General features: G+C 71.3%; 25 protein-coding genes. 7 read left to right on the forward strand and 18 right to left on the reverse strand.

Annotated elements, in window-relative coordinates; translation table 11 throughout:
• Positions 1-2: 2 nt before the first annotated feature.
• From B7K23_RS02180 to B7K23_RS02190, 3 genes are read right to left on the reverse strand one after another with little or no spacing between them, the layout of a single operon-like run.
• On the reverse strand, positions 3-362 hold the full coding sequence (locus B7K23_RS02180) for an NADH-quinone oxidoreductase subunit A (RefSeq protein ID WP_083979643.1): 360 nt from the start codon (positions 360-362) through the stop codon (positions 3-5).
• Positions 363-401: 39 nt separating this feature from the next.
• Complete coding sequence (locus B7K23_RS02185; protein WP_084124709.1) at positions 402-1,745, reverse strand: NAD(P)/FAD-dependent oxidoreductase; 1,344 nt, start codon at positions 1,743-1,745, stop codon at positions 402-404.
• Between the two features lie 52 nt (positions 1,746-1,797).
• Positions 1,798-2,058 (reverse strand): hypothetical protein, encoded by a 261-nt coding sequence (locus B7K23_RS02190; RefSeq protein ID WP_084124710.1) that lies wholly within the window; start codon positions 2,056-2,058, stop codon positions 1,798-1,800.
• A 169-nt stretch (positions 2,059-2,227) separates the two neighbouring features.
• Between B7K23_RS02190 and B7K23_RS02195 the strand changes: the two genes are divergently transcribed.
• Entirely contained in the window at positions 2,228-3,493 is a 1,266-nt protein-coding gene (locus tag B7K23_RS02195) for an isochorismate synthase MenF (protein WP_234996376.1), read from the forward strand.
• Between the two features lie 64 nt (positions 3,494-3,557).
• On the opposite strand, the gene B7K23_RS02200 is transcribed toward B7K23_RS02195, so the two are convergent.
• The 7 genes from B7K23_RS02200 to B7K23_RS02230 form a co-directional block, all read right to left on the reverse strand.
• A complete protein-coding gene (locus B7K23_RS02200) occupies positions 3,558-4,997 on the reverse strand; it encodes an HNH endonuclease signature motif containing protein (RefSeq protein WP_084124711.1) in 1,440 nt (479 codons plus the stop codon).
• A gap of 137 nt (positions 4,998-5,134) precedes the next feature.
• Positions 5,135-6,415 (reverse strand): alpha-amylase family glycosyl hydrolase, encoded by a 1,281-nt coding sequence (locus B7K23_RS02205; protein WP_307175065.1) that lies wholly within the window; start codon positions 6,413-6,415, stop codon positions 5,135-5,137.
• 99 nt (positions 6,416-6,514) lie between these two features.
• Positions 6,515-7,663 (reverse strand): hypothetical protein, encoded by a 1,149-nt coding sequence (locus tag B7K23_RS02210; RefSeq protein WP_143338047.1) that lies wholly within the window; start codon positions 7,661-7,663, stop codon positions 6,515-6,517.
• Entirely contained in the window at positions 7,660-9,432 is a 1,773-nt protein-coding gene (gene menD / locus B7K23_RS02215) for a 2-succinyl-5-enolpyruvyl-6-hydroxy-3-cyclohexene-1-carboxylic-acid synthase (RefSeq protein ID WP_159451272.1), read from the reverse strand. Before menD ends, B7K23_RS02210 begins: the two co-directional genes overlap by 4 nt.
• Positions 9,429-10,316, reverse strand: coding sequence for an o-succinylbenzoate synthase (locus B7K23_RS02220; protein WP_084124715.1), 888 nt, complete (start codon positions 10,314-10,316; stop codon positions 9,429-9,431). The genes menD and B7K23_RS02220 overlap by 4 nt, the downstream gene beginning before the upstream one ends.
• A 108-nt stretch (positions 10,317-10,424) precedes the next feature.
• Complete coding sequence (locus B7K23_RS02225) at positions 10,425-11,849, reverse strand: hypothetical protein (RefSeq protein ID WP_084124718.1); 1,425 nt, start codon at positions 11,847-11,849, stop codon at positions 10,425-10,427.
• The gene (locus B7K23_RS02230; protein WP_084124720.1) at positions 11,846-12,397 is read right to left on the reverse strand and encodes an RNA polymerase sigma factor; all 552 of its coding nucleotides are present in this window, start codon (positions 12,395-12,397) and stop codon (positions 11,846-11,848) included. Before B7K23_RS02230 ends, B7K23_RS02225 begins: the two co-directional genes overlap by 4 nt.
• A gap of 119 nt (positions 12,398-12,516) precedes the next feature.
• On the opposite strand from B7K23_RS02230, the gene B7K23_RS02235 reads away from it, so the two are divergent.
• Positions 12,517-13,446 (forward strand): 1,4-dihydroxy-2-naphthoyl-CoA synthase, encoded by a 930-nt coding sequence (locus B7K23_RS02235; protein ID WP_084124723.1) that lies wholly within the window; start codon positions 12,517-12,519, stop codon positions 13,444-13,446.
• A 75-nt stretch (positions 13,447-13,521) separates the two neighbouring features.
• Here B7K23_RS02235 and B7K23_RS02240 read toward each other — a convergent pair whose 3' ends face one another.
• On the reverse strand, positions 13,522-14,586 hold the full coding sequence (locus B7K23_RS02240) for a DUF3048 domain-containing protein (RefSeq protein ID WP_084124725.1): 1,065 nt from the start codon (positions 14,584-14,586) through the stop codon (positions 13,522-13,524).
• 43 nt (positions 14,587-14,629) lie between these two features.
• On the opposite strand from B7K23_RS02240, the gene B7K23_RS02245 reads away from it, so the two are divergent.
• Positions 14,630-15,733: an AMP-binding protein gene (locus B7K23_RS02245; protein WP_200809756.1), complete on the forward strand. Its 1,104-nt coding sequence runs from the start codon at positions 14,630-14,632 to the stop codon at positions 15,731-15,733.
• Positions 15,730-16,599, forward strand: a complete 870-nt coding sequence (locus tag B7K23_RS02250) for a 1,4-dihydroxy-2-naphthoate polyprenyltransferase (RefSeq protein ID WP_084124727.1) — start codon at positions 15,730-15,732, stop codon at positions 16,597-16,599. The genes B7K23_RS02245 and B7K23_RS02250 overlap by 4 nt, the downstream gene beginning before the upstream one ends.
• A gap of 69 nt (positions 16,600-16,668) precedes the next feature.
• Here the strand turns inward: B7K23_RS02250 and B7K23_RS02255 are convergent, their stop codons facing one another.
• The 3 genes from B7K23_RS02255 to B7K23_RS02265 form a co-directional block, all read right to left on the reverse strand.
• Entirely contained in the window at positions 16,669-17,511 is an 843-nt protein-coding gene (locus tag B7K23_RS02255) for a DUF2202 domain-containing protein (RefSeq protein ID WP_084124729.1), read from the reverse strand.
• Positions 17,512-17,656: 145 nt separating this feature from the next.
• Positions 17,657-18,001 (reverse strand): type II toxin-antitoxin system PemK/MazF family toxin, encoded by a 345-nt coding sequence (locus tag B7K23_RS02260; RefSeq protein ID WP_084124731.1) that lies wholly within the window; start codon positions 17,999-18,001, stop codon positions 17,657-17,659.
• The gene (locus B7K23_RS02265) at positions 17,998-18,231 is read right to left on the reverse strand and encodes a ribbon-helix-helix domain-containing protein (protein WP_084124733.1); all 234 of its coding nucleotides are present in this window, start codon (positions 18,229-18,231) and stop codon (positions 17,998-18,000) included. Before B7K23_RS02265 ends, B7K23_RS02260 begins: the two co-directional genes overlap by 4 nt.
• 142 nt (positions 18,232-18,373) lie before the next feature.
• Between B7K23_RS02265 and B7K23_RS15605 the strand changes: the two genes are divergently transcribed.
• On the forward strand, positions 18,374-18,538 hold the full coding sequence (locus B7K23_RS15605; RefSeq protein WP_159451273.1) for a hypothetical protein: 165 nt from the start codon (positions 18,374-18,376) through the stop codon (positions 18,536-18,538).
• Here the strand turns inward: B7K23_RS15605 and B7K23_RS02270 are convergent.
• Positions 18,535-18,801, reverse strand: coding sequence for a DUF4229 domain-containing protein (locus B7K23_RS02270; RefSeq protein WP_159451274.1), 267 nt, complete (start codon positions 18,799-18,801; stop codon positions 18,535-18,537). The two genes, B7K23_RS15605 and B7K23_RS02270, sit on opposite strands and share 4 nt — an antisense overlap.
• A 37-nt stretch (positions 18,802-18,838) precedes the next feature.
• Between B7K23_RS02270 and B7K23_RS02275 the strand changes: the two genes are divergently transcribed.
• Entirely contained in the window at positions 18,839-19,144 is a 306-nt protein-coding gene (locus B7K23_RS02275; RefSeq protein ID WP_084124737.1) for a PLD nuclease N-terminal domain-containing protein, read from the forward strand.
• Positions 19,145-19,220: 76 nt separating this feature from the next.
• Positions 19,221-19,517 carry a PLDc N-terminal domain-containing protein gene (locus tag B7K23_RS02280; protein ID WP_084124739.1) on the forward strand — a complete coding sequence of 99 codons (297 nt, stop codon included), beginning with the start codon at positions 19,221-19,223 and terminating at the stop codon, positions 19,515-19,517.
• Between the two features lie 7 nt (positions 19,518-19,524).
• Here B7K23_RS02280 and B7K23_RS02285 read toward each other — a convergent pair whose 3' ends face one another.
• From B7K23_RS02285 to B7K23_RS02295, 3 genes are all read right to left on the reverse strand, one after another.
• Positions 19,525-20,643, reverse strand: a complete 1,119-nt coding sequence (locus tag B7K23_RS02285) for a glycosyltransferase family 4 protein (RefSeq protein WP_084124741.1) — start codon at positions 20,641-20,643, stop codon at positions 19,525-19,527.
• Between the two features lie 75 nt (positions 20,644-20,718).
• Positions 20,719-21,774, reverse strand: coding sequence for a c-type cytochrome biogenesis protein CcsB (ccsB, locus tag B7K23_RS02290; protein ID WP_084124742.1), 1,056 nt, complete (start codon positions 21,772-21,774; stop codon positions 20,719-20,721).
• Complete coding sequence (locus tag B7K23_RS02295; RefSeq protein ID WP_084124743.1) at positions 21,774-23,444, reverse strand: cytochrome c biogenesis protein ResB; 1,671 nt, start codon at positions 23,442-23,444, stop codon at positions 21,774-21,776. The genes ccsB and B7K23_RS02295 overlap by 1 nt, the downstream gene beginning before the upstream one ends.
• Position 23,445 lies beyond the last annotated feature (1 nt).

The following is a 23,445-nucleotide window of genomic DNA, read 5'->3' on the forward strand; positions in this document are numbered from 1 at the left end:
GATCACTCCCAATCGAATCCGCCGCGGCGCCACTCGTACACGAAGGGGATCGTGATGAGGGCGAGGAAGGTCATGATCGCGATCAGGCCGAACCAGCCGAGCGCGTCGTGGGCGACGGCCCACGGATAGAGGAACACGACCTCGATGTCGAAGATGATGAACGTCATCGCGGTGAGGTAGTACTTCACCGGGATGCGACCGCCGCCCTTCGCGAGGGGGGTCGGCTCGAGGCCCGACTCGTAGCGGTCGAGCTTCGCGGCGTTGTCGCGGTGCGGACCCAGGACACGGCTGGCGGCAAGGCCAGCCACCGCCATGACGGCAGCGATGCCGACCATGACAAGGATCGGTACATAGGGGTTCACTTGCGCTATCCCTCCCGGGGTCCGACAGTCGTTGTCGCGTCAGGCCGCCGGCGCGACTCGAACCATGGCCGACAACAGTTTGTCGGACCAGGCTCCGCCCCGGGGTTCATAGACGTCTGCCAGCAGTCTAGAGACAAATTCCATGATCAGTGGACGAGGCAACCCGTACTTGACGCAGATGCTCATCACTGTCGGGTGCTCGATCAACGAGGCGAACACCCTCCCCAGCGAGTAGTACCCGCCGAGGTCGTCCTTCATCATTCGCGCGTACGCCGCGAGCGCCTGCTCGCGGGCAGCGTCGTCGCTCCCGGCCTCGCGGGCGGCGACGGCCGCCTCGGTGGCGCGGCGCGCGGCCTGCATGGCGTAGGCGATGCCCTCGCCGTTGAACGGGTTGACCATGCCACCGGAGTCGCCCACGAGCATCATGCCCGGGACGTAGTGGGGCTGACGGTTGAACGCCATGGGGATCGCGGCGCCCTTGATGCCGCCGATCTGGTCGCCGAAATCCCAGTCCTTGGCGGAGTGCTCGAGCCAGCCCTTCATGAGGCCGCGGTGGTCGAGGCCGGACGGGGTGCCCTTGGCCGACAGCGTGCCGAGGCCGACGTTGGCGGTGCCGTCGCCGAGGGGGAAGATCCAGCCGTAGCCGGGAAGCATGTCAGAGTTGCCGCGCTCGCCGGACCAGATCTCGACGTGCCCCTCCATCCACTCCTCGGCGTGACGGGGCGTCTCCATATAGGTGCGGACGGCGACGCCCATGGGGCGGTTCACCTTGCGCTCGAGGCCGAGGCCGAGCGCGAGGCGCGCGCTCACGCCGTCGGCGGAGATGACCAGGGGGGCGCGGAACTCGGTGGGCTCGCCGACCTTGCGGCCCTTCTCGTCGGTCTGGCGGGCGACGACGCCGACGACGCGGGCCTCTCCCCCTGGCCGGACGGCGGCGGCCCTCTCGGCGCTGTCGGAGTCGACGACGAACTCGCCCTGGGCGTCGCGAATCAGCAGCGCGTCAACGTGCCAGCCCTCGCGGACGTCCGCGCCGGCGGCGCGGGCGTGCTCGGCGAGACGGTGGTCGAACTGCGCGCGGGGAAGGCTCAGGCCGTAGTTCGGGAAGGACTCGAGCTCGTGCCACGGGAACTCGAGGCGATGCCCACCGCCGACCATCCGCAATCCGTAGTTGGGGATCCACCCCTCCTCGCGGGGGGTCTCGAGCCCGATGAGCTGGATCTCCTTGACCGCGCGTGGGGTGAGTCCGTCTCCGCAGACCTTCTCGCGAGGGAAGCGCGACTTCTCGAGCCCGATGACGTCGAAGCCCTCGTTCGCCAAATATCTGGCGGCGGCAGCGCCACCGGGGCCTGCGCCCACGACGATGACGTCTGCCTCGGTCTTCACCGTCCTAGGTTAAACGTCCTAGAGGGGTGCTCCGACACGGATTTCCGATCCTTCAGGCCTCGGGCTCACGGGATCCGGGCGAATCGGACGCCCGCCGCTCGCGCTTACCGAGCCACCACAGGGCCGCGATCAGGACGGGAAGCCCGACAAGCAGGCCCTCGACCCAGGCGCCGCGCACGACGACGCCGCGCGTCTCGGACAGCCCGATCGTGGCGAGCACGCCGAGGACGACAAGGATCGCGGCGCCGACCCGGTGCTTCTGCAGGACCACCAGAAGGCCCGCGCCCGCCGTCACGGCGAATCCACCTGCCATCGCAAGAACCATGCTCGCCACCCTAACCGCGTCGCGCACTCCCAACCGCCAAGAACCCCACCGCCGCCACCCCCGCATCGTCCGCTCCCACGCCGCCCCGCCACCGCCAACGTCCCACCGAGCCCCCGCATCGTCCGGTCCGCTCCCGTCGCCGCCCTAGGCTGGCGGTGTGACCCTGCAGCTTCCCGCCATGCCGACGCTGGCCGCCCGCACCGTCGCGGTCGAGGCCCCCGACGATCTCCTCGCGCTCGTGCCACCGGGCGGGATGGCGTGGGTGCGCCGCGGCGAGGGGATGGTCGGCTGGGGCGAGGTGGCGCGCTTCGAGTCGCGCGGCTCGTCCCGCATCGACGATGCGTCGACGTGGTGGCGCCGGATCACCCGCCACGCGGTGGTCAGGGACGATGCGCGCATCAAGGGCTCGGGCCTCGTCGCCTTCGGCTCGTTCTCGTTCGCCGACGGCTCAGGTCATGGGGGCGCGCTCATCGTGCCTCGCTACGTGCTGGGTGTGCGCGACGGCCGAGGCTTCCTCACGGAGATCTCGACGGATGGATCGCACGGCCGCTCCCCCGACCTGGCGGATGCTCTCGGCAACGCCTCTGCACCCCCAGCCCTGCCGACCCTCACGCAGGCGCCGGGCGATCGCGAGGCGTGGGACGCGGCGGTCGACTCGGCGGTCGCGCGCATCCGCCAGGGCGAGGTCGACAAGGTCGTGCTGGCGCGCGCCGTGAACGCCACCGCGGCGGCCCCGGTCGACCCGCGCTCGGTCATGCCGACGCTCGCGCGCGCCTACGACGGCTGCTGGACGTTCCACGTCGATGGCCTGGTGGGGGCGACTCCCGAGCTGCTGGCGCGCGTGGACCACGGTCTTGTCACGTCGCGGGTGCTGGCGGGCACGATCCGCCGCACCGGTGACGAGACGGCCGATCTGGCCCGCGCGGCGTCGCTCGCGCACTCGTCGAAGGACCGCGAGGAGCACGGCTACGCGGTGCGGTCGGTGACGCAGGTGCTCGCGTCGCACTGCGCGTCGGTGAACGTGCCCGACGAACCCTTCGTGCTGCACCTGCCGAACGTCATGCACCTGGCGACGGACATCACGGGCTCGCTCGACCACGCGGCGACGGTGCTGGAGATGGTCCGGGAGCTGCACCCGAGCGCGGCCGTCTGTGGGACACCGACCCTGGCAGCGGCGCGCATGATCGATGAGCTCGAGGGCTGGGACCGCGGCCGCTACGCGGGGCCGGTCGGCTGGATCGACGCGGCGGGCGACGGGGAGTTCTGCATCGGGCTGCGTTCGGCGGAGATCGACGCCAGCGACCCGCGCAAGGTCAGGATGTTCGCGGGCTGCGGCATCGTGGCGGCGTCCGAGTCGGCGTCGGAGTGGGCGGAGTCGGAGGCGAAGCTGGAGCCGATGCGCCAGGCGCTCGGTCTGGGCTGAACTGCAAACTGTCCTGCCTGGCAGCCCAGTGGCCGCATCCACGCACGCCACGCACGCCACGCGGTCACGCCGCCGCATCGAGGCGCGCGCGTCCACCGAGCCTGGGGGTTCGTGCGGGGTCGACGTGTCGGGGTGGGATCGAGTAGACACGGTTGTCGCGAACCTGAACCTGCCACCCTCGGTGATGGATGTCGCCATGACAGCCACGGCACAAGAGGACGCCGTTCGACAGGTCGGTAGGTCCGCCATGTTTGTCCCAGAACCGTATGTGGTGCGCCTCGCAGTACGAGGGCGGGGCGAAGCATCTGGCGCATCCGCCGTCGCGTTCGGCCAACGCCAGCCGCTGGGCACGGGTGAAAAGCCGTTGGCTTCTTCCCAGGTCCAGCACCTCGCCTTCGCCGCCGAGGACGACGGGGATGAGCTCGGCGTCGGCGGCGAGCTGACGTGCGGCGGAGACCGAGATCGGCGTGTGGGCGCCGTCCACCTCCGCCAGGCCCTCCCCGGACTCAAGATCCGCGAGTGACAGACGGACGACGACGGTCGTCCTGACGCCGGCGTGAGAGTCCTCGCATCCCTGGGCGTGGCGCGCAAGATGCACGAGCGCGTCTGCGCGCAGCTGAGGAGCGGTCGCGGCGGGAGCCTCCGGTGTCGGGTTCCCCGCGCCACAGCCTCCCTCCCCACCGTCTCCCTCGCTCATACGCTGGTCACGGCGCTGCTGAAAGGCGTCGCGGACGATGTGGTCGATCATGGCGCGGACCGGGGCAGCGGAGACGGGGTCGAGCAGCGCGGTGATCTTCATCGATCCGTCGGGTTGAGGGCTCATCGTGAGGTACCGCCGCTCGAAGGCCTGTGCCTCACGCTCCTTGAGCTTGTCGGGGCTCACCGCGGCCTCGGCCGATGCCACCAGGCGCCGCACCTGTGCCAGCGGCAGGCCCATCGCCTTCGCTACGACACGCGCCTCCCACGCGGCCAGATCTTCTGCGTCGACGATGTCGGCCACCCTTTCCAGCGCGCGGATGATCACGTCTGCGGACTCCAACGACAGCTGCGTGCTCATGATCGCCTCGGCGACCACGGGGAAGACCGGCCCGGTCGGCTCGGGCAAACCACCCAAGTCCAACGCCTCGTCGTCGCCAACAGTCTCGAGCGCATCGTCACTCTCCTGGGCGCGCTTCGCGTCGGCCATGACCTTGCCTGCACGGGCCTGCCGACCGGCCTCGGCCATCGAGCCGCCCGAGGCCTCGGTGATCAGACTGTTGGCGGACGAATGCCCCTGACCGCGCGCGAGGCCCACGCCCTTCTCGACCTCCGAGCGTCGCGTCGTCTCCGCGGCCATCCATGAGGTCACGACGTCGATCTCGCGACGGAGTGCGAACACCTCACGCTGACACCCGAGCAACTCCTGCTGCGGCCACGACTCGACACCGCCGACGAGCGCTCGCACGGCCGCCATCGCTGCCTGTGCCTGGGCGATCGCCTCGCCCATCTGGCTCGTCTCGGTCATGGGTATATTCCATCACCGGGGTCTGACATTCCGGACAAAACGGGTGACGTTCGCGCCGAACGTCGCGCCCGCGCGAGTTCCACGAGCACACGGGTCGCGACGCTAGCGGGCTTCCCGACCCGCCCCACTCCCGAGCCCTACCCCGCGAGCACGCACCACCCGTGCGCCCCGAGCCTGACCGAGGCATCGTCCGGGCCTGCACCCTCGAGCGAGCACGACCCGGCCAGCACGTGCGTGGCACCCGGCACGGAGAGCCGCACCTCGGAGTCCGAGACGGACAGCGCGACGATCACCCGCTCGTCGGAACCAGCCGAACCGACGCACGCGTAGACGATGTCGGAATCCGTCACGGACAGCACCGACACTCGCGCGTCATGCAGCCACGGCAGCCTCCGCCGGAGCGCCAACAGTTCTCGGTGTACCGCGACCGAGTGTTCCCCCACCCCGGCCAGCTCCGAGGGCGACACGGGGAAGGCCTGACGCACCGCATCGTCCCCTCCCGCGCGGTCCTCCTTGATGCCGGGCAGCGCGTGCTCGTCGCCGTAGTACACCGCGGGGGTGCCGGGCAGCGTCGCGAGGATCACGACCGCATGCTCGAGGTGGCGCGCGTCGGTGAGCCTCGACGCGATGCGGGTGACGTCGTGGTTGCCGATGAACGTGAACGGCACGAAATCCTCCAGGAAGGCGTCGTGCCGTCCCAGGCAGTGCGCGAGCTCGTGCATGTTGGAGTCGTTCAGCGAGGACCAGGTCGCCTTCCACAGCTCGTACTGCGTCACGGAGTCCAGGCCGCCGGAGACCACGAACGACGCGTAGTCACCGTGGATCACCTCGCCCATGAGATACGCATCCGGGTGGGAGGCGCGCACACGCTCGGCCACGGACGCCCAGAAGTCCACGGGCACGGCGTACGCGGCGTCGAGCCGCCACGCGTCCACCCCCCGCTCGAGCCAATAGCCCATCACGTCAGCCACAAGATCCACGACGGCAGGCGAGGAATGGTTGAGCGCCACGAGCGCGCCGTGACCCTCGAAGTCCGCGTAGTGAGGCTCCATCCCCGGCGCCCATGCCTCGGGCCCGCCGGGCCACTCGAGCCGGAACCAGTCCGCGTACGGGGACGACGGGCCCTTCACGAGCACGTCGCGGAAGGCCGGATGCCCGCGACCCACGTGGTTGAAGACCCCGTCGAGCATCACGCGGATCCCCCGCGAGTGACAGGCCGCCACGAGCGACTCGAAGTCCGCCATGTCGCCGAGCCGCGGATCGATCGCGTAGTGATCGAGGGTGTCGTAGCCGTGACTCTCCGACGCGAAGATCGGCCCGAGCGCGAGGCCCGACAGCCCGAGCTCGATCAGGTGGTCGAGCCACCCCTCGAGGTGCGGCAGCCGATGCTCGAGCGGCGCCACAGAGACCGGACGCACCGGCGCTCCCGTGAATCCCAGCGGATAGACGTGCCACCAGAGGGCATGGCGCACCCAGTCTGGTTCGGAGCGAGGATCTGACACCCCGCCAACGTACCCCTACTCGAAGTAGGCCGCGGCGGGAACCACCTGGGCGAATCCCACGTAGCCGTCGGGCACCGAGGCGATTCCCGAGAGGTCGCCCGTCGACTTCACGAGCGCGATCGTGTCGGGCAGTCCATCGTCGCCAGGCGACCACAGCACGAGCGTCGTCCCGCTGAAGGCACCGGCGGTCGCGTCGTCCACGTCCCCAGGCAGCTCGTAGCGCAGCGTCCCATCGACCCCGTAGACCCCGCCGGCGACGAGCACACGCGAGCCCGACGCGGCGAGCGCGAGGTCCCCGGACGATGCGAGGGTCGCCGCCTGCGCATAGGTTCCGGTGGTCGCCTCGAGGGCCCAGACGGTCGTCTCGGAGTCGGCGCAGAGGACGATGGCCTGGCGGTCCGCCTCCCACGCGTACGGCGCGCAGTCGGTCCCGCCGAGCGGCGCCCCGAGCGACGAGTCGGCGGCGCCGGACGAGGACGCGACGACATCGACCGGGGACTCGCCGACGACCGTGAGCACGGTCGCGCCGTCGGCGCTCGAGACCGGACTGCTACGGTCCGCTGCGTCCGCGACGTCGTCAACGTCGCCGGTGAGGGTGTCGACGGCGCTGACGGCGCGCTCGCCATCGGGTCCAGCCACCACGAAGATCCGTTCGACCGAACCGTCCGCGGGGATCGCGATCTCGGGATCCTCCCATCCCTCGCCGAAGGAGGTCTTCTTGCCGTCGACGATCACGACCTCGTACATCTCGGTCGTTGACGGGTCGTAGACCACGGCTTCGGCGGTCGCGAGCCATCCGAGGAGCTCGGAGCCCTCGGGCAGGGACACGCCCCGATAGACATCGCCGACGGGGTCGATCGCCATGAGCGTCACGGCACCGGCGTCGTCGACGGCGGTCGCGAGCGCCCAGCCCTCACCGACCGCCTCGAGCGCCTGGTAATCCATTGCGTAGTCCCCCGTTGTCGTGGCAGCCGGCACCGACGATGCGGAAGCCGACGCGGTCGGGGACGGGTCGGAGGCGGACGCAACGGCCGAGGCGGGCGCCGCATCGTCGCGACCCTCGAGCACGTACGGCAGGGTCAGCGCGAGCAGCCCACCCACGACGACGACGCTCAGCACTGCCGTCAGCCCGCCCCAGAAGCGGGGCCCGCGGATGGGTCTCACCTGGCCCCGCCGGGGCGAGAGTCGCTGCCGACCTGGGGGATCTCCCCGGTCGCCTCGGCGTCGTGCCCCGTGGACTCGGCCCCGGGATCGGCCGGCGCGGGGGTGAGCCGCGCCTCGACGATCTCGACGCCCGACACGGGCGAGGCGAGCGCCGACGCAAGGGCCGCCGCATCGTCCACCGCGAGATGACGAGCGCCGTACGCAGCTGCGAGCGGCGCGATGTCGACGCCGTGGGGCGTCGTGAAGACGCGCTCGACCACGTCAGGGTCGGCGCCGGCGTGCTCGAGACGACCGAAGATCGTGCCGCCGCCGTCGTTGGCAACGACGATGCGCAGGTCGGGACGTCGCTCGCGCGGGCCGACCAGCAGCCCTCCGACGTCGTGCAGGAACGTCACGTCGCCCATGTACGCCGTCACCCGGCCGCGAGACGCGAGCGCGACGCCCATCGAGGTCGCGATCGTGCCGTCGATGCCCGCGAGGCCGCGGTTCGCGATCAGCGTCGGCGCAGCCCCGGGCTCCCAGGCCGGCGCAACCCGATCGAGCGAACGGATCGGCCCTGACGAGCCGACCACACACACGTCGTCGGGGCCGAGCGACGCGACCACCTCGGCCGCGACCCGGTCCGCGCACCAGCCGGACACGGAAGGCACTGGCGCGGCCCGCCAGTAGTCGAGCCACGCATCGTCCGGCTCCGCCGCGCCGAGGTCGCGCTCGAACCACTCGTCGGGTACCCGGCCCACGACCTTGGTCGCATGCCGCGGCGCCTCGCGCCAGCGGGCGCCATGGCCCGCGACGCGCAGGTCCTTGGCGGTGCCGATCAGCTTCTGCACCTCGCGGGTGAGCGTCGGGCGTCCGACCACGACGACGATCGACGTCTCTCCCGAGACTGTCTGGCCTCGCTCGGAGCGCAGGAAGTCCACGTAGCCGGGGATCGCGCACTCGCCCGTGCGCGCGCCCGAGGTGGGCTCCGCGAGCAGCGGCCAGCGGTGAGCCTCGGCGAGACGCCGCGCATCGTCCCCCGCACCGTCGCCCGCGATGACCACTCCGCGCTTCTTGTCCGGGAGGTGCATCGAGCCGGTGCCCTTGAGGGCATCGATGAGCCCGATCGAACGCCGCCGCGCGCGGACGATGGGCTCGCGCTTGACGATCGGCCACGCTCCCCCGTCGTCCTGGAGCGGCGCGCGGAACTCGAGGTTCACGTGCACGGGACCCATGCAGGGCAGGCTGTCGTGCTCGTCGTCGGCGCCGATCGCGGCGTCGACCACGCGCGCTGCCAGGCGGGCCGCGCGGCCCTCGCCCTCGCGCGGGGTCGGCGCGGCCGACTCCGCGGCCCACCGCACGAAGGAGGCGAAGATCCCCACCTGATCCGTCGTCTGGTTGGCGCCGACACCCTTGAGCTCACCGGGCCTGTCGGCAGTGAGCAGCAGGAGGGGCACTCCCGAGTGATGCGCCTCCATCACCGCGGGCAGCAGGTTGCCGACGGCGGTGCCGGACGTGGTGACGATCGCGACGGGGCGGGGCTCGCCCGCGGCGATGTGGGCGCGCGCGATGCCGAGCGCGAGGAAGCCGGCGGCACGCTCGTCGATGCGGACGTGCAGGTCGATCTTGGGAGCGAGCGCGGGCCGGTCGGGGCTCGCGGCGGCCGCGAGCGCGTGGGCGAGCGGGCCGGACCGCGATCCCGGGCACAGCACGTAGTCGCGCACGCCGTGGACCGCGAGCGCCGCGATCAGCTCGCGCGCGAAGGACGCGGACGGGAGCGTCGCACTCACACGATCACCTCCATCGGCCTCATCCGCATCCTTCCACTCTCGGGAACGAGCGGCACGGCCACGGTGTCCCTGGCGAGCAGCTCGCTCGTGCCCAGGCCGCACGCGTACGGCAGGTCCGGCAGGGCGAGCGCGAGCGCGAGGCCCGCCGCGAGGCCGACCGAGGACTCCATCGCGCTCGAGACGACGATCGGCACGTCGTAGCGGTCGACGACGTCGAGGCACGCGCGCACACCGCCCATGGGTGCGGCCTTGAGGATGAGGATGTCGGCGGCGCCGAGGCGCATGACCTCGTCCGCGTCGCCGGGGATGCGGACGGACTCGTCGGCCGCGACCAGCACATCGGTGCGGCGCCGCACCTCGGCGAGCTCCGCGGCGGTGCGGCACGGCTGCTCGACGTACTCGAGTCCCTCACCCCCTCCGGCGCGGGCCGCCGCGTCGAGCTCGGCGAGCGACGTCACCGCGGTGTCGACGTCCCACGCGCCGTTCGCGTCCACGCGCACCCTGCCCTCGGGCCCGAGCGCGCGGGCGACGGCCTCGACACGCCGCACGTCGTCCTTGAGGCCGCCGGTGCCGGCGACCTTGACCTTCGCGGTAGTGCAGCCGTTCGCGACCGCGAGCTGAGCGGCGCGGCCGGCGGGCAGCTCAGGCACGATGCTGTTGACAGCCACGCTGTCCCTCACCGGGGAGGGCCACAGGCCGCGGGCGGCCTCCATCGCGGCCTCCCACCAGCGGCTCGCCCTCTCGGGCGTGTAGTCGGGGAACGGGGAGTACTCGCCCCACGCGTCGCTGCCGTCGGGCGCGGTGCCGCGGATCAGGACCCCCGAGCGCTCCGTCACCCCTCGAAAGCGGGTCGAAAGCGGCACTCGGAACGGGCGGAACTCCATGGGCACACTCTAGGGGTGGGCGTGTGTCCCTCAGATGTCCGCGCGGCGCACGGGCCTCGACCGCCCGGGTCTTGTCGACCCCCTTCTCGACGACGGGACCCGCGCGGCTCAGCCGACGGGGTAGGCGTATGCCGCGTGGTCCCGGCCTCCGTCATCGAGCGGCAGGTCGATTCCCCGGTACACAGCGTCTGTTCCGATCACTCCGACAGCGTCCTGATCGAGCCACACCAGGTCGCCGTTCCCGCCATACCCCACCGACGCGTCCGGATCGACCTCGATCTCGGTGTCACCAGAGGGCCGGTACCAGACAGCCGTGGTACCGCCCGATTCGAACGCTGGCCCCTCCAGATACCCGTTGCCGAGCGAGGCCAAGCCAGACCCGCCCGACGGCGCCGGAAGATCCTCCGCGGCGAGCACCTCCCCGGTCGCGACATCGACGCAGCCGATGCCGTCCTCGGACTCTGCTCCGAGGAGGTTCTGGTACTCGATGAGGTAGCAGTCGCCGGATCGGCCGATCACATTGCCCCACGTGCCCTCCACCACGTAGACCGTGTCGTCGCGGTTCACGAGCACCGTGGTGTCCTCCGCCACGTCGTACAGGACCACGAGCCCCGGCTGCGTGTAGACCGCCTGCCGTACCGTCATCCCCTTGGTCCACGGCACCCACGCGTCGTCGACTCCCAGCGCTGCTGCTCCGCCGGTGACGGATAGACCGAACGCGAGAGGGGTGTCGTCCGCGTAGCCCCACGCGAGCCACTCCGTCTCGCTTCTCCACGAGATCGCCTCGACGTAGACGCCCTCTCCGAGCGAGAACGCCCATGTGTCGCCCGAGGCGAGGTCCATCCAGACGATCGCGGTTCCGGCGTCACCGAACAGCACCACCATGGCCTGCGGGGACTCGGTCGAGGACGCGACCTGCTGCACGTAGAGCCCGCCGCCGAGGCCGAGCTCGTCGGCCAGCGCGACGAGGTCGGCCGCCTCGACCACGCTTCCGTCGGGGGAGGCGAGCAGGAGCACCGAGGAGGCTGCGGCTCCCTGATCGTCAGTGATCTCATCCTCGACGAACGCCCAGCCCTCGCCGTAGCCCTCGAGGTCCGCCGCGGGGACGGGATCGAGCGCGGGGCGCACGTCGAGGATGTCGATTCCCGTCTCCGCGAACTGCTCGTTGCTCCACGAGGCGAACTCGACCGTGCCACCGCCGGCGAGGTCCATGGACACGGGAACCCCCTCGAGCGACGAGTCGCCAAAGGTCAGGACACCGTCGCTCTCGGACTGGGACGATGCGGCGGTGGGGCTCGGCGTGCTCGTCGAGGCCGCGGGACCGGCGTCGCGCGACCCTCCCGATGCGAGCGCGAGGGTCGTCGCGCCGACCACCAGCACGCCCGCGAGCGCCGCAGCCGCCGTGCCCATCGTCCGGCGTCGGCGCCCGGCGCCGACCCTCCGACGGATCGAGGCCCGCTCGGCGCCGTCCGCCGCGGCGCCGTGACCGGCGGCGTCGCTCGCGCCGCGCAGCATGTCGTGGAACTCGTTCATCGCGCGCCTCCGATCTTGACGTCGACCTTCTCGACGGCCGCCGCGTCGGCGACCTCCTGCGTCATGAGTCCCGAGGCGACCAGCGCCGCGAGCCCGTCTGAGGTGTACCGCTTGACCGCGCCGTCGCTGATGCCGAGCGCGTGCGCCGTGTCGGCGACGGACTGGTCCGCGAGATGACGCATGACTACGCAGGCGCGCTCCCTAGGCGACAGCGTCGCGAGCGCGGCGACCACCGCATCGTCCATCCCCACCGACTCCTCGGGCCCGGGGGCGAAGCGCGGCGCGAGCGCCGCCGCCCGGTCCTCGCGGCTCACCCGTCGCAGCCAGCTGCGGCGCGCGTCCACGTGCCTGGACGCGATCGCGCGCAGCACGTAGGAGTACGCGTGGTCGAAAGAGTCGAAGCGGCGCTTCTTGGAGAACACCGACACGACGGCGTCGTGCACCAAGTCCTCCGCGTCTTGGCGCGAGCCGGACACGAGCGTCGCGTACCCCACGAGCGACGCGTAGCGATGCTCGAGCAGGTGCTCGAGCGCTGGTTCGTCCTTCATTCATCCCCCTCGGATGCCATGTCTACCGGATACACGGCACCGCGGGGCGGAACGGTTGGGGGGCGTCGCACATCGTCCCGGTCGCGAGCCTCGGCGCGGGCCCCGACTACCCTGGCGGCATGAGCGAGATCCCCACCCAGGTGTCGGACCTGATGGACCCCAGCCAGTGGCGCGCGATCGACGGCTTCCCGGACTCGGACATCACGTATCACCGGTGGGTCGCGCGCGGCGAGGACGGCGAGAAGGATCTGCCGGCCGTGCGCATCGGCTTCAACCGGCCCGAGGTCCGCAACGCGTTCCGCCCGCAGACCGTCGACGAGCTCTACCGTGCGATCGACCATGCGCGCCAGACCATCGACGTCGCGGCGATCATCCTCACGGGCAACGGCCCTGCGGCGGACGGCGTGCACGCGTTCTGCTCGGGCGGCGACCAGCGCATCCGGGGCAAGGACGGCTATCTCTACGAGGGCTCGGCCGCCGACGCGCCGGCCTACGGCGGCCGCCTTCACATCCTTGAGGTGCAGCGCCTCATGCGGAACTCGCCCAAGGTGACGATCGCGGCGGTCAACGGCTGGGCGGCCGGCGGTGGGCACAGCCTCCACGTCGTGAGCGACCTCTCGATCGCGAGCCGCGAGCACGCGCGCTTCAAGCAGACCGACGCGAACGTCGGAAGCTTCGACGCGGGCTACGGCAGCGCGCTCCTCGCCCGCCAGGTCGGAGACAAGCGCGCGCGGGAGATCTTCTTCCTCGCGCGCGAGTACTCGGCGACCGACGCCGAGGCCTGGGGCGCGGTCAACGAGGCCGTGCCGCACGCGGAGCTCGAGGCCAAAGCCCTCGAGTACGCCGCGCAGATCGCGACCAAGTCCCCGCAGGCGATCCGCATGCTGAAGTTCGCGTTCAACCTCGCGGACGACGGCCTCGCGGGCCAGCAGGTGTTCGCGGGCGAGGCCACGCGCATGGCGTACATGACGGATGAGGCGCAGGAGGGCCGCGACGCGTTCCTCGAGCACCGCGCGCCCGACTGGACCAGGTTTCCCTACGCGTACTGACCCCTACGCTTACTGAGGGGTCACACCCGCCGCGATGCCTCCTCGAGGAGACTGAGGCACCCTCGCCCGCAGGCCCTACTTGGAGATCGTCACCGATCCGGACAGCGGGATGAGCTCGACCCACGTCTGACCCGGGGCGAGCTCGACCTCCTCGCCGTCCGTCGTGGTCATGACGATCGGGTCGGTCATCTCGTCCTTGGACCACTCGATGTCGACGACCCGGTTGCCGGAGATCAGCTGGCCCTCCCCCGAGTAGCCGGCGAGCAGCGTCTCGGGCACGCCCGAACCGCCGCCGGAGTGGTTCGTGGTGAGCGTCACGCGCAGCACGACGATGTTCGTCGCGGAGATCTGCGTGCCGTCTGTCGTCACGTGCGGCGAGTCCCACTCGGACCGCATCCACAGCCCCGTCGACTTGTCGTAGTCCCAGCTCGGGTGCGCCCAGCCGGACATGATGATCGACACGTTCGTGGCCCTGGTGCCCTCGCTCTGCGCGGTCGACTCGTCGATGTCGGTGGCCCAGGCCCACTGCTCGGGCGGCGTCGTCGTGTCGCCCGCCTGCTCGAGGAAGTCGGACAGGTAGCCGTGCAGGTTGTGGGGCGCGTACTTGTCGGTGGTCCGGTAGAAGCCGTAGTCGCCGCGGTCCTGGGTGATCTGGACGATGCCGGCCGCGGCGTTCTGGTAGATGAAGCCGTTCTGCGCACCGGAGAAGATCAGCGGTCCCAGGTACGAGCCCATGATGTTCTTGTCCATCGGGCGCATCGAGCGGATAGGCCCGACGGACTCGGGCATCTGCGAGTGGAAGATCGCCACCAGGCGCGAGATGCCCGCCTCGACGTACTCCTCATAGACGACGTCCGCGTACTGGAGGTTCTCCTGCGGCCGGGCCTCGGCGGAGTTCTCGATCTTGATCGCGAGCGCGGGGTTGCCGTACTCCTCCTCGGTCGCGTCCGACGCGTCGAGACCGGTGAGCGGCCAGACGACCTCGGGCTCTGGCTCCTCGGGGGCGGCGGGCACGGACGCGCGGACGCCCTCGGACTCGTAGCTCGTCGTCACGGCGGGCGAGCTCTCCACGGCGGGCGCGCACGCCGCCAGGAGGATCGCGACCGCGGCCATGGCGGCGGCGCCGCCCTTCACCCTCATGCTGGTCACGTCGTCAGCATAGGTGCCGCCTAGGCTGAGCCAGGTGAACTACGCGCCGCTGTCCTCAGGTCCGGCCGACGCCCTGGCAGCCGCGCTGGCCGGGTCCGTCGCGGGCATCGCCGCGCCGACGTCGGGATCGACGGGAGCGCCGCGCCAGGTGCTCCTGTCCGGCGCGGCCCTGCGCGCGGGGGCCGAGGCGACCGACCGCCGCCTTGGCGGGCCGGGCGACTGGCTGCTCGCGATGCCGACGACCCGGATCGCGGGTGCGATGGTGCTGGCACGCGCGACGCTGTCGGGCTCGCGCGTCGAGGCGCTCGAGCCCGGTCCGTTCACGCCCGAGCGATTCGCTCGCGGGGTCGACGCGCTGGCCGCTTCCGGCGGCGCGCGCCGCTACGTCTCGCTCGTGCCGACCCAGCTCGGACGCCTCCTCGACTCCCCCCTCGGCAGGGAGGCGCTTGGCGCCTTCGACACGATCCTGGTCGGCGGCGCGGCGCTTCACAGGGACGACGCGCCGGGCACCGTAGTGCGGACGTACGGGATGACGGAGACTGCGGGCGGCTGCGTGTACGACGGCGTCCCGCTCGACGTCGCGAGGGTCGCGATCGACGACGAGGGGCGCGTCCTGCTCACCGGCCCGATGCTCGCCGACGGCTACGCGGACGACGCGGGCCTCCCCGTGCGGGACCCTGACGAGTGGGTGGCGCACGAGGGCGAGACGTGGCTGCGCACGCGTGACCTCGGTCGGATCGATCGCGGAGTCCTCACCGTGCTGGGCCGCGCGGACGACGTGATCATCACGGGGGGCGTGAACGTCCACCCGCTGCGCGTCGAGCGGGCGCTGCTCGCGCTTCCGCACGTGGACGATGCGGTGGTCGCCGGGGTCCCGGACGCGGAGTGGGGCTCGCGCGTGGGCGCGCTCGTGGTGCTTTCGCCCGGCGCGAAGACGCCCTCGCTCGTGGAATTCCGCGAGGCGCTCGGCCGTTCTCGGGGCGACGATCCCACCGGAACCGGCGCGCGCGAGCGCCTTGAGGCAGCCGAGCTGCCGAGGCAGGTGCTCGCCGTCGAGTCCCTCCCCCGGCTCGACAGTGGGAAGATCGACAGGACGCAGGCACGACGCCTGCTCGAGGCCTCGAACGGAGACGCATGACCACGATGTCGGACTGGGTCGCAGGCGCGCGACCCAAGACCCTGTGGACCTCGATCACCCCGGTCGCGGTCGGCACCGCCGCGGCGATCGCCGTCGACGGCTTCCGCCTCCTCATCGCGATCCTCGCGCTCGGGGTCGCTGTCTCGCTGCAGATCGCGTCGAACTTCGCGAACGACTACTCGGACGGCGTGCGCGGCACCGACATGGACCGCGTCGGCCCCGACCGCCTCGTCGCGACCGGCAAGGCCACCCCGTCCGCGGTCAAGCGCGCGGCGTTCCTCATGTTCGGCGTGGGCGCGCTGCTGGGCCTGTGGCTCACCGCCGTCGCGGGCCAGTGGTGGTGGCTGATCGTCGGAGCGATCGCGATCGTCGCCGCGTGGACCTACACCGGCTCCTCGAAGCCGTACGGCTACGACGGCTGGGGCGAGGTCTCCGTCTTCGTGTTCTTCGGCCTCGTCGCCGTGCTCGGCACGATGGTCGCGCAGGCCGGTCAGATCACGTGGTGGGCCGTCGTGGCCGCCGCGGGCGTCGGCTTCTCGTCCGTCGCGATGCTGATGATCAACAACATCAGGGACATCGAGACCGACGCCCTCACGGGCAAGCGCACGCTCGCGGTGAAGCTCGGCCCCGCCCGCGCGCGGCACGCGTTCCTCGGCATCATGATGGCGCCGCTGCTGTGCGCGGTGATCGTGTCGTTCGCTCACCCGTGGGCGCTGCTCGCGACCATCACTGCGCTGCCGTCGCTGCTCATCGGCCTGGCCGTGCGCGGCCCGTTCGAGGGCCGCGCGCTCGCGCCGATCTTCCTCGCGACGAGCGGCGTCGGCCTGGCCTACGGGATCCTGCTCGCGGTCGGTATCGCCATCTGACGGGACGATGCGGGCGGTAGGACTTCTCCCCTCGCCCGCATCGGGTTCCCGGTCACGGTCGCCGAGGGCTCACTCCCCCAGGATCGTGGCGAGCTCGTCGTCGCTCAGGACCTGTGCCTCGTAGCCCGCTCCCGCGGCGTCGAGGTTCCTCACGAACGCCACGAGGTGGTGCTCGCTCGCCGACTCGAGCCGCTCGAAGAGCAGGCTCACCGACTCCTCGTCGGTCGCGCGATCCTGGAGGTCGGCGATGTCGGTCTCCTCGACGAGCGCGCCGACCGTGAGGGCGTCCTCCTCGGACTCGAGGCCCTGCGCGAGCAGGGTGTCGTACAGCTCCTGCAGGTCGGCGTCGACGAACTCGCCCTCGTCCATCCCGTCGGTCGGGTCGGTGAGGTCGTACGCATCGAGGACGGAGCGGACCGCCTCGGTGTGCTGGGTCTCGGCGCGCGAGATCATCGCGAAGACTCGCAGGTCCCACTCCTCGCCGAGCGCGACGTACAGGTCGTGCGCGAGCTTCTCCTCCTCGACCATGTACGCGAGCGCCTCAGCGTCCGCGTCGCTGATGTCGTCGTCGACCAGGTCGAGCACCGCGGATCCATCGCCGTAGCCACCGCCCGTCATCCCGCCGGCCATCATGCCGCCGCCGCGCGAGCCGTTCGACCGCGAGCCGCTCGACCCGGTGCCTCCGCGCATCATGTCGTCGCAGTCGCCGTCCCGGTCGCGAGCCGTCGTCCCGCTGCCCGCATCGTCCGCGTCGGCGAGCCCGTAGCCGTTGCCGCGCGCCCCGATGTCGGCGACCGCAGCATCGTCCTGGGCCGCCTCGTTCGCGACGTAGCCGGCTCCCCACGCCGCGACCGGCGCGAGCACCAGGCTCGTGCCGCCGACGATCGCGGCGGCCAGAATCTTCCTGTCCATGGCGTCCTCCTTCTCTCTGACCCCAGGACACCAGCGCCGCCCGACGCGCACGGGGGCGTTCCTGTGAAGATTCGATGAAGATCGTGGGGGACGCACGGCGCCGCAAGCCTCGTCGTTCCCCGGCGGCGGCCGCTCGCTGCGGCGGTCAAAGACCGAGATACACCCGGATCGCCTCGTCCACCTCGACGTTGAGGTCCTCGTCGATCTGCCCGACCTGAGCCAGCAGGCGGGCCGTCGACACGGTCCTGAGCTGCTCGGCCTGGACCTTCGAGTCCCGCGGGAGCCCCGACCGCTCGGCGGGGAGGAGGACCTGGAAGCTGAACACCTTGGCGATGCTGGTCGTGAGCGGCGCCACGGTGACGGTGCCGCCGTCCGCGAGTGCACGGCGGATCAGGGCGTCACGCCCGACGAGGAGGACAGGGCGCACCTTGTTCGCCTCGCGCCCTTGCGCAGGCTCGAGATCCGCGGTCCAGATCGACCCGCGGCTCACAGGCCGTCACCCGCGACCGCATCCCATTCGTCGGCCTGCCCGCTCTCGCGCCACTCCCGCTGCGCCTCGATGAACTGCGCCTCCACGCGGCTCTCGGTCCGCTCGGCCTGCGCCCGGACCACGTAGAGATGGATGGCCTCCGACCTGCTCCGGGCGCGCCCCTCGGCGACGTCAGCGTCGATCACCGCAAGATCCTCCGAGGGCAGGGACACGCTCAGCTTCACGCTCATGCCTCCGCATGCTACCGAGGTGCTACCGCGAGTGCTACCGCGCGACGCGCACGTGGGCGTTCTCGATTTTGGACAGGTGTAACGTAGTTCGCCGCGCTCCGTCCGGGCGCACTGAGGGGAACTGAGGGGAAGGTGCGGCAGCATGCGCACAGACACGATGACCGTGGACGCCGGTGAGGCTGCGGAGACGACCGCTCCGGCCGCCGACACGGCCCTGACCTACGTGGCCCGCGCCCTGGCCGCACTCGGCGCGATCGCCATGGTCGTGGGCCTGATCACCGCAGCGGCGACGCTCGTCTCCGGCTAGTCGTCGCTCGCGTCGGGGCCCGCGGCCTCCGCGTCCTCCTCGGCGTCGAGGTCGCGCAGGCCCTTCTCCGAACGGCTCACCCAGCCCTCCATCTGCACCTGCGCGGCCGCACGCATGCGGGGCAGCGCGACGTAGCCGATCGCCCACGCGATCACGACGGCGAGGACGAGCGTGACGACGTCGAGGACGTCCAGAAGCCAGAGGACGGCCACCACTGCGAGGAAGATTCCGGTGCGGGCGGCCCAGTACGAGAGGACCTTCATGCGGCCACACGATACCGGCATCTAGACTGTCCAGATCATGCGTTATCTCCCGTACCTCGCAGCACTGGCGCTCGCGGTCTACTGCGTGGTGGACATCCACCAGCACACGGACCCGCGCCCCTATCGCCTGCCGAAGTGGGCGTGGTACCTGATCGTGATCCTTGTGCCGTTCCTCGGCCCCGCCGCGTGGTTCTTCATGCGCTTCGTGGACCCCTTCGAGGACTCGCCTGGCAAGAACAAGGGCCCCGTCGCCCCTGACGACGACATGGACTACCTGCGCTGGCTCGAGCAGCAGGAACGACGCCGCAAGCGCGAGGAGGGCAAGCGCCCCGAGGGGAGCTGAATGCGCACCGCGAGAGGTTGTCCCCAGGCTGAGCGGATCCCGAACGCGGCGGCCTACCAGCCGCTACAGTGCGCTCATGCGGATCATCCTGTTCCTCGCGTACATCGCCCTGGTGGTGTACTGCCTCGCGGATGCGATCCAGCATCCGGATCCCGAGCCGCACCGGCTGCCGCGGTGGGCGTGGATCGTGATCATCCTGATGTTCCCGTACATCGGGGCCGGCACGTGGCTCGCGCTCAAGTTCGTGAATGCGGGCGCATCACAACCTCGCACCCAGCAGGGTGCCCTGGCGCCCGACGACGACCCCGAGTACCTGGTCTGGCTTCGCGAGCAGGAGCGGCGACGCCGCCTCGAGGGCGACGCCGAGCGCTGAGCGGGCCTCAGGCCTCGTAGAGCGTGAGCGCGGCCGCGAGCGCGACCGGTGCGTCGAAGTCCCGCACCCGCTCCTGCTGGGCGGCGTGCAGCTCCTTCCGGCGCGCAGGATCGCGCACGAGCCCGGCGAGCACCGTGGCGAATCCCTCGGCGTCGCGCGCATCGACGAGCACCGCATCGTCCTGGAGCACGAAGCGATAGCCGGGGTTGTCTCCCCCGACCACGACGCCCGCGCCCGCGGCCATCGCCTCGATGAGCACGATCCCGAAGCTCTCCCCTCCGGTCGCGGGGAAGCATGCGAGGTCGGCGTCCGCGTAGAACTGCGCCTTGTCCTCCTCGGCGACGAATCCCTCCAGGGAGACGGTGGCGGCGAGGCCGCGCTCGGCAACGAGCGTGCGGACGGGCTCGAGCAGCGGACCTTTGCCGCCCATGCGGACCCGGATGCGCGCGCGCACGTCCTCGGGCAGCGCGGCGACGGCCTCGACCAGCTCGGGCGCGCCCTTGCGGTCCACGAAACGTCCCAGGAAGGACAGCGTGAGCGGACGATCCGTGGCAGCGGGACGATGCGTCCGCACCTGGGCGCGGAACGCGTCGACATCGACCAGGTTGGGGGTGAGCGCGCAGTCGATCCCGAAGGTCGCGCGCGCGAACTCCGCTGCGGGCTGGGACACGGCCGAGAACGCGTCGAACATCCTCAGGTTGGAGCTCAGCACGCGGCCGAGCGCGGCGGTCCCGATCTCGCTCACGCGCCCGTCGGGGAGGATGTGGAAGGTCCCGACGATGCGGACGTCGCCTCCCAGCACGCGCCTGGCCTCGCGCACGACGCGGCCCGCGAAGAACGGCGAGTGGGGCATCTGGACGTGGATCACGTCGGGACGCGTCGCGAGCAGCCAGTCGCGCAGGCGTCGCCGTGAGGCGGGCCGCGGGGTCCTGAGACCGTTGCCGTTGAAGGTGACCGCGATGTTGCCGGTGAGCGACACCGACGGAAGGTCGTCGCGCACGTCGCCCGAGCACGCGTAGACGACCTCGTGCCCGGCGTCCGCGAGCGCCGCGCCGAGCGTCGTCACGTACTGCTGGACGCCGTCGGGCCTGGAGAGGGAGTCATCCAGGACGAACGCGATCTTCACGCGACGAGCCTAGCGGCGCGGCCGGTGCGGGGCGCCCGACGTCGGCCCGGAGTCGGGCGGTGAGGCCCAGGCGACTCAGGCGTACGAGTGGAGCCCCTGGAAGAAGAGGTTGACCACGGTGAAGTTCATGAGCAGCGCGACGAAGCCGACGAGCGACAGCCAGGCGCTGCGCTTGCCCATCCACCCCTGCGTCGTCCTGGCGTGCAGGTACGCGGCGTACAGCACCCAGATGACGAAGGACCAGACCTCCTTGGGGTCCCAGCCCCAGTAGCGGCCCCACGCATGCTCGGCCCACACGGCGCCGGTCATCACGGTGAAGGTCCACAGGACGAAGCCCACGGCGTTGAGCCGGAACGCGAGCGCCTCGAGCTTCTGTGCGCTCGGCACCGCCTCGAGCCAGCGGAACCGTCCGGCCGCCTTGCCGTACTGGATGAGCTGCAGCACGGTCGCGACCGCGGCCACGGTGAAGACGCCCGTCGCGATGATCGCGATCGAGACGTGGATGACGATCCAGAAGCTCTGCAGAGCGGGCCGCAGACCCGTCGACGCGGCGTAGAGCTGGGTGAGCCCCAGTCCGAGCACGAAGGTCGCGAAGCCGGTCACGCCGGTGCCGAGGTAGGCGGCGTCGCGCCGCGACTGGACGATCGCGAACACGAGGACCGCGACGAACGAGCCCGTGATCGTGTACTCGTACATGTTCGACCACGGCACGTGCCCAGCCTCGATGCCCCGGGCGACGAGGCCGACGGCGTGGAGGATCAGGCCGAGGTACATCGCGGTGCGCGCGGTGCCGAGCGCGCGGTTCGCGGCGGACCGCGGCGGCGCGGAGTCCTCGCCGTCATCGACCACGAACGAGGTGGCGCCCGCCGCCATGGCGGCGACCGCCGCATCGTCCCTGCTGCGCGAGTCATCCGCCTCGTCCGCGTGGGACGACGCGGCGGCGTCCTCGGCGCTCGTCGACGCACCGGCGGAGACGGCGACGCGCTCCTGCGCGGGCGCCTCGGCGCCGGCGCGCTCCTGCGCGCGCTCGTCGGCGACCCGGGACAGGCGGATGGACCACGCGACCATCGCGACGGCGTACAGCGCGGTCGCGGACCACAGGGTCAGCACGGAAAGGTACTGCGGGGACATCATTCCTCCTCGATGCGCCGCAGGCGGCCGGTGGCCGCATCGAGGACGCGATGCATCTGGTCGGCGGCCGCGGTGTCGTGCGCGGGGGCCATCGCGGCCGCACGCACCACTGTAACCGCGCCCGCGTCGTCCGCCTCGAGCGAGGCGGCGAGCCACAGCCGCCTGCGGGGCGCGAACAGGCTCAGCGAGAGCCCGATCACGGCGCCGATCGCGGCTGCGAGCAGCCAAGGCAGCGACGGGTCGGCACGCAGGTCGAAGGCGCCGTACCGGGCGGTGTCGTCCCACGTGAAGGTGCCGAGGCCGTCCGGAAGCTCGACGCTCTCGCCCGGGCTCAGCGCGACCGTCCACACGTCGCCCTCCTCGTCGCGCAGCGGGCTGAGCTGCGACTCGTCGAGGACGTACACGTTCTGCGGGATGCCGGAGTCGAGTCCGAGGTCTCCGACGTAGCCGCGCACGACGAGCCTGGGGTTCGCGAGGTCGGGGTGCAGCGACACGAGCGAGCCCTCGGACTCCCCCGCCGTGGGCAGGAGCGTCGCCACGAAGCCGAGCTGCTCGCCGCTCGTGACGTCGGGGACCTTGATCACTCCGGTCGACGTGTAGACGTCGTCCTGGGGGATGAACGGGACCGCGTCGGAGAACGCGACGTTGCCGTCCGCGTCGGTCACGGAGATCTCGGGCGCGTAGCCGTTGCCCTGGAGGTAGATCTTGCCGCCAGCAACCTGGAGCGGGCGGTTGACCTGGATGTCCGTGGAGATGGCGTCCTCGCCGGGCTCCGCGAGCGTCACCTGCGCGGTGAAGCCCTCCGCCAGACCCGAGAGCGAGAACTGCGCGTCGAGCTCGTCGAGCGTGAGGGTGAACGGCTCGAGGCTCGACTCGCTGAACAGCGCGCCCGAGCTGAACGAGTCGTAGTCGACGACGGCGTTCGTGAACGAGTCGCCCTCGACGATGATCGCCTGGCCGCGGTACGTGAGCAGGTTGCCGATGGCCATCGCGGCGAGGATGCCCACGAGCGACAGGTGGAACAGCAGGTTGCCGAGCTCGCGGAGGCTCTCGTTGCTCGCGGACAGCGCGAGCTCGCGGCCACCGCCCCGGCGGTCCCGCTCGTCGACGCGAACCCGCCAGCCGACGAGCGAGGTCAGCCACGCGGGGCTACGCAGGGCGAGCTCGTTCCTGCCCACGGTGAGCCCGGGGAGGAAGTCGGGGCGCAGCATATCCCGCGCCGAGTCGAACGCCTCGGGAACCCGCTCCGCGGCGATCTCCTCCTGGTCCTGATGCTCGAACCTATCGAGGCGGCTCGGCGCGGCCGTGACGGGGCTCATGAGAGCCCGCCAGTACACCGCGATGCGCGGCAGGATGCAGCCGATCAGCGACGCGAACAGCAGGACGTAGATCGCCGTGAACCACGCGGAGCCGAACACGTCGAGGAAGCCGGTCGCGTCGAGCAGCTCGCCCCACCAGCCGTTCTCCTGGACGAACGTGCGCGCGGCCGAGGCGTCCTGCGGATACTGCGGGAGCACCGACCCGGGGATCGAGGCGAGCGCGAGCATCAGGAGCAGGATCAGCGCGACGCGCATCGACGTGACCTGGCGCCAGATCCATCGCAGCCAGCCGCGCAGGCCCAGCCGCGGGGCGTCCGCGACGACGTAGTTGTCGAGCTTCATGCGCGCCATC

Origin of the sequence: Demequina sp. NBRC 110054, from assembly GCF_002090115.1 — a bacterium.
In the GTDB taxonomy this organism is placed as follows: Bacteria; Actinomycetota; Actinomycetes; order Actinomycetales; family Demequinaceae; genus Demequina.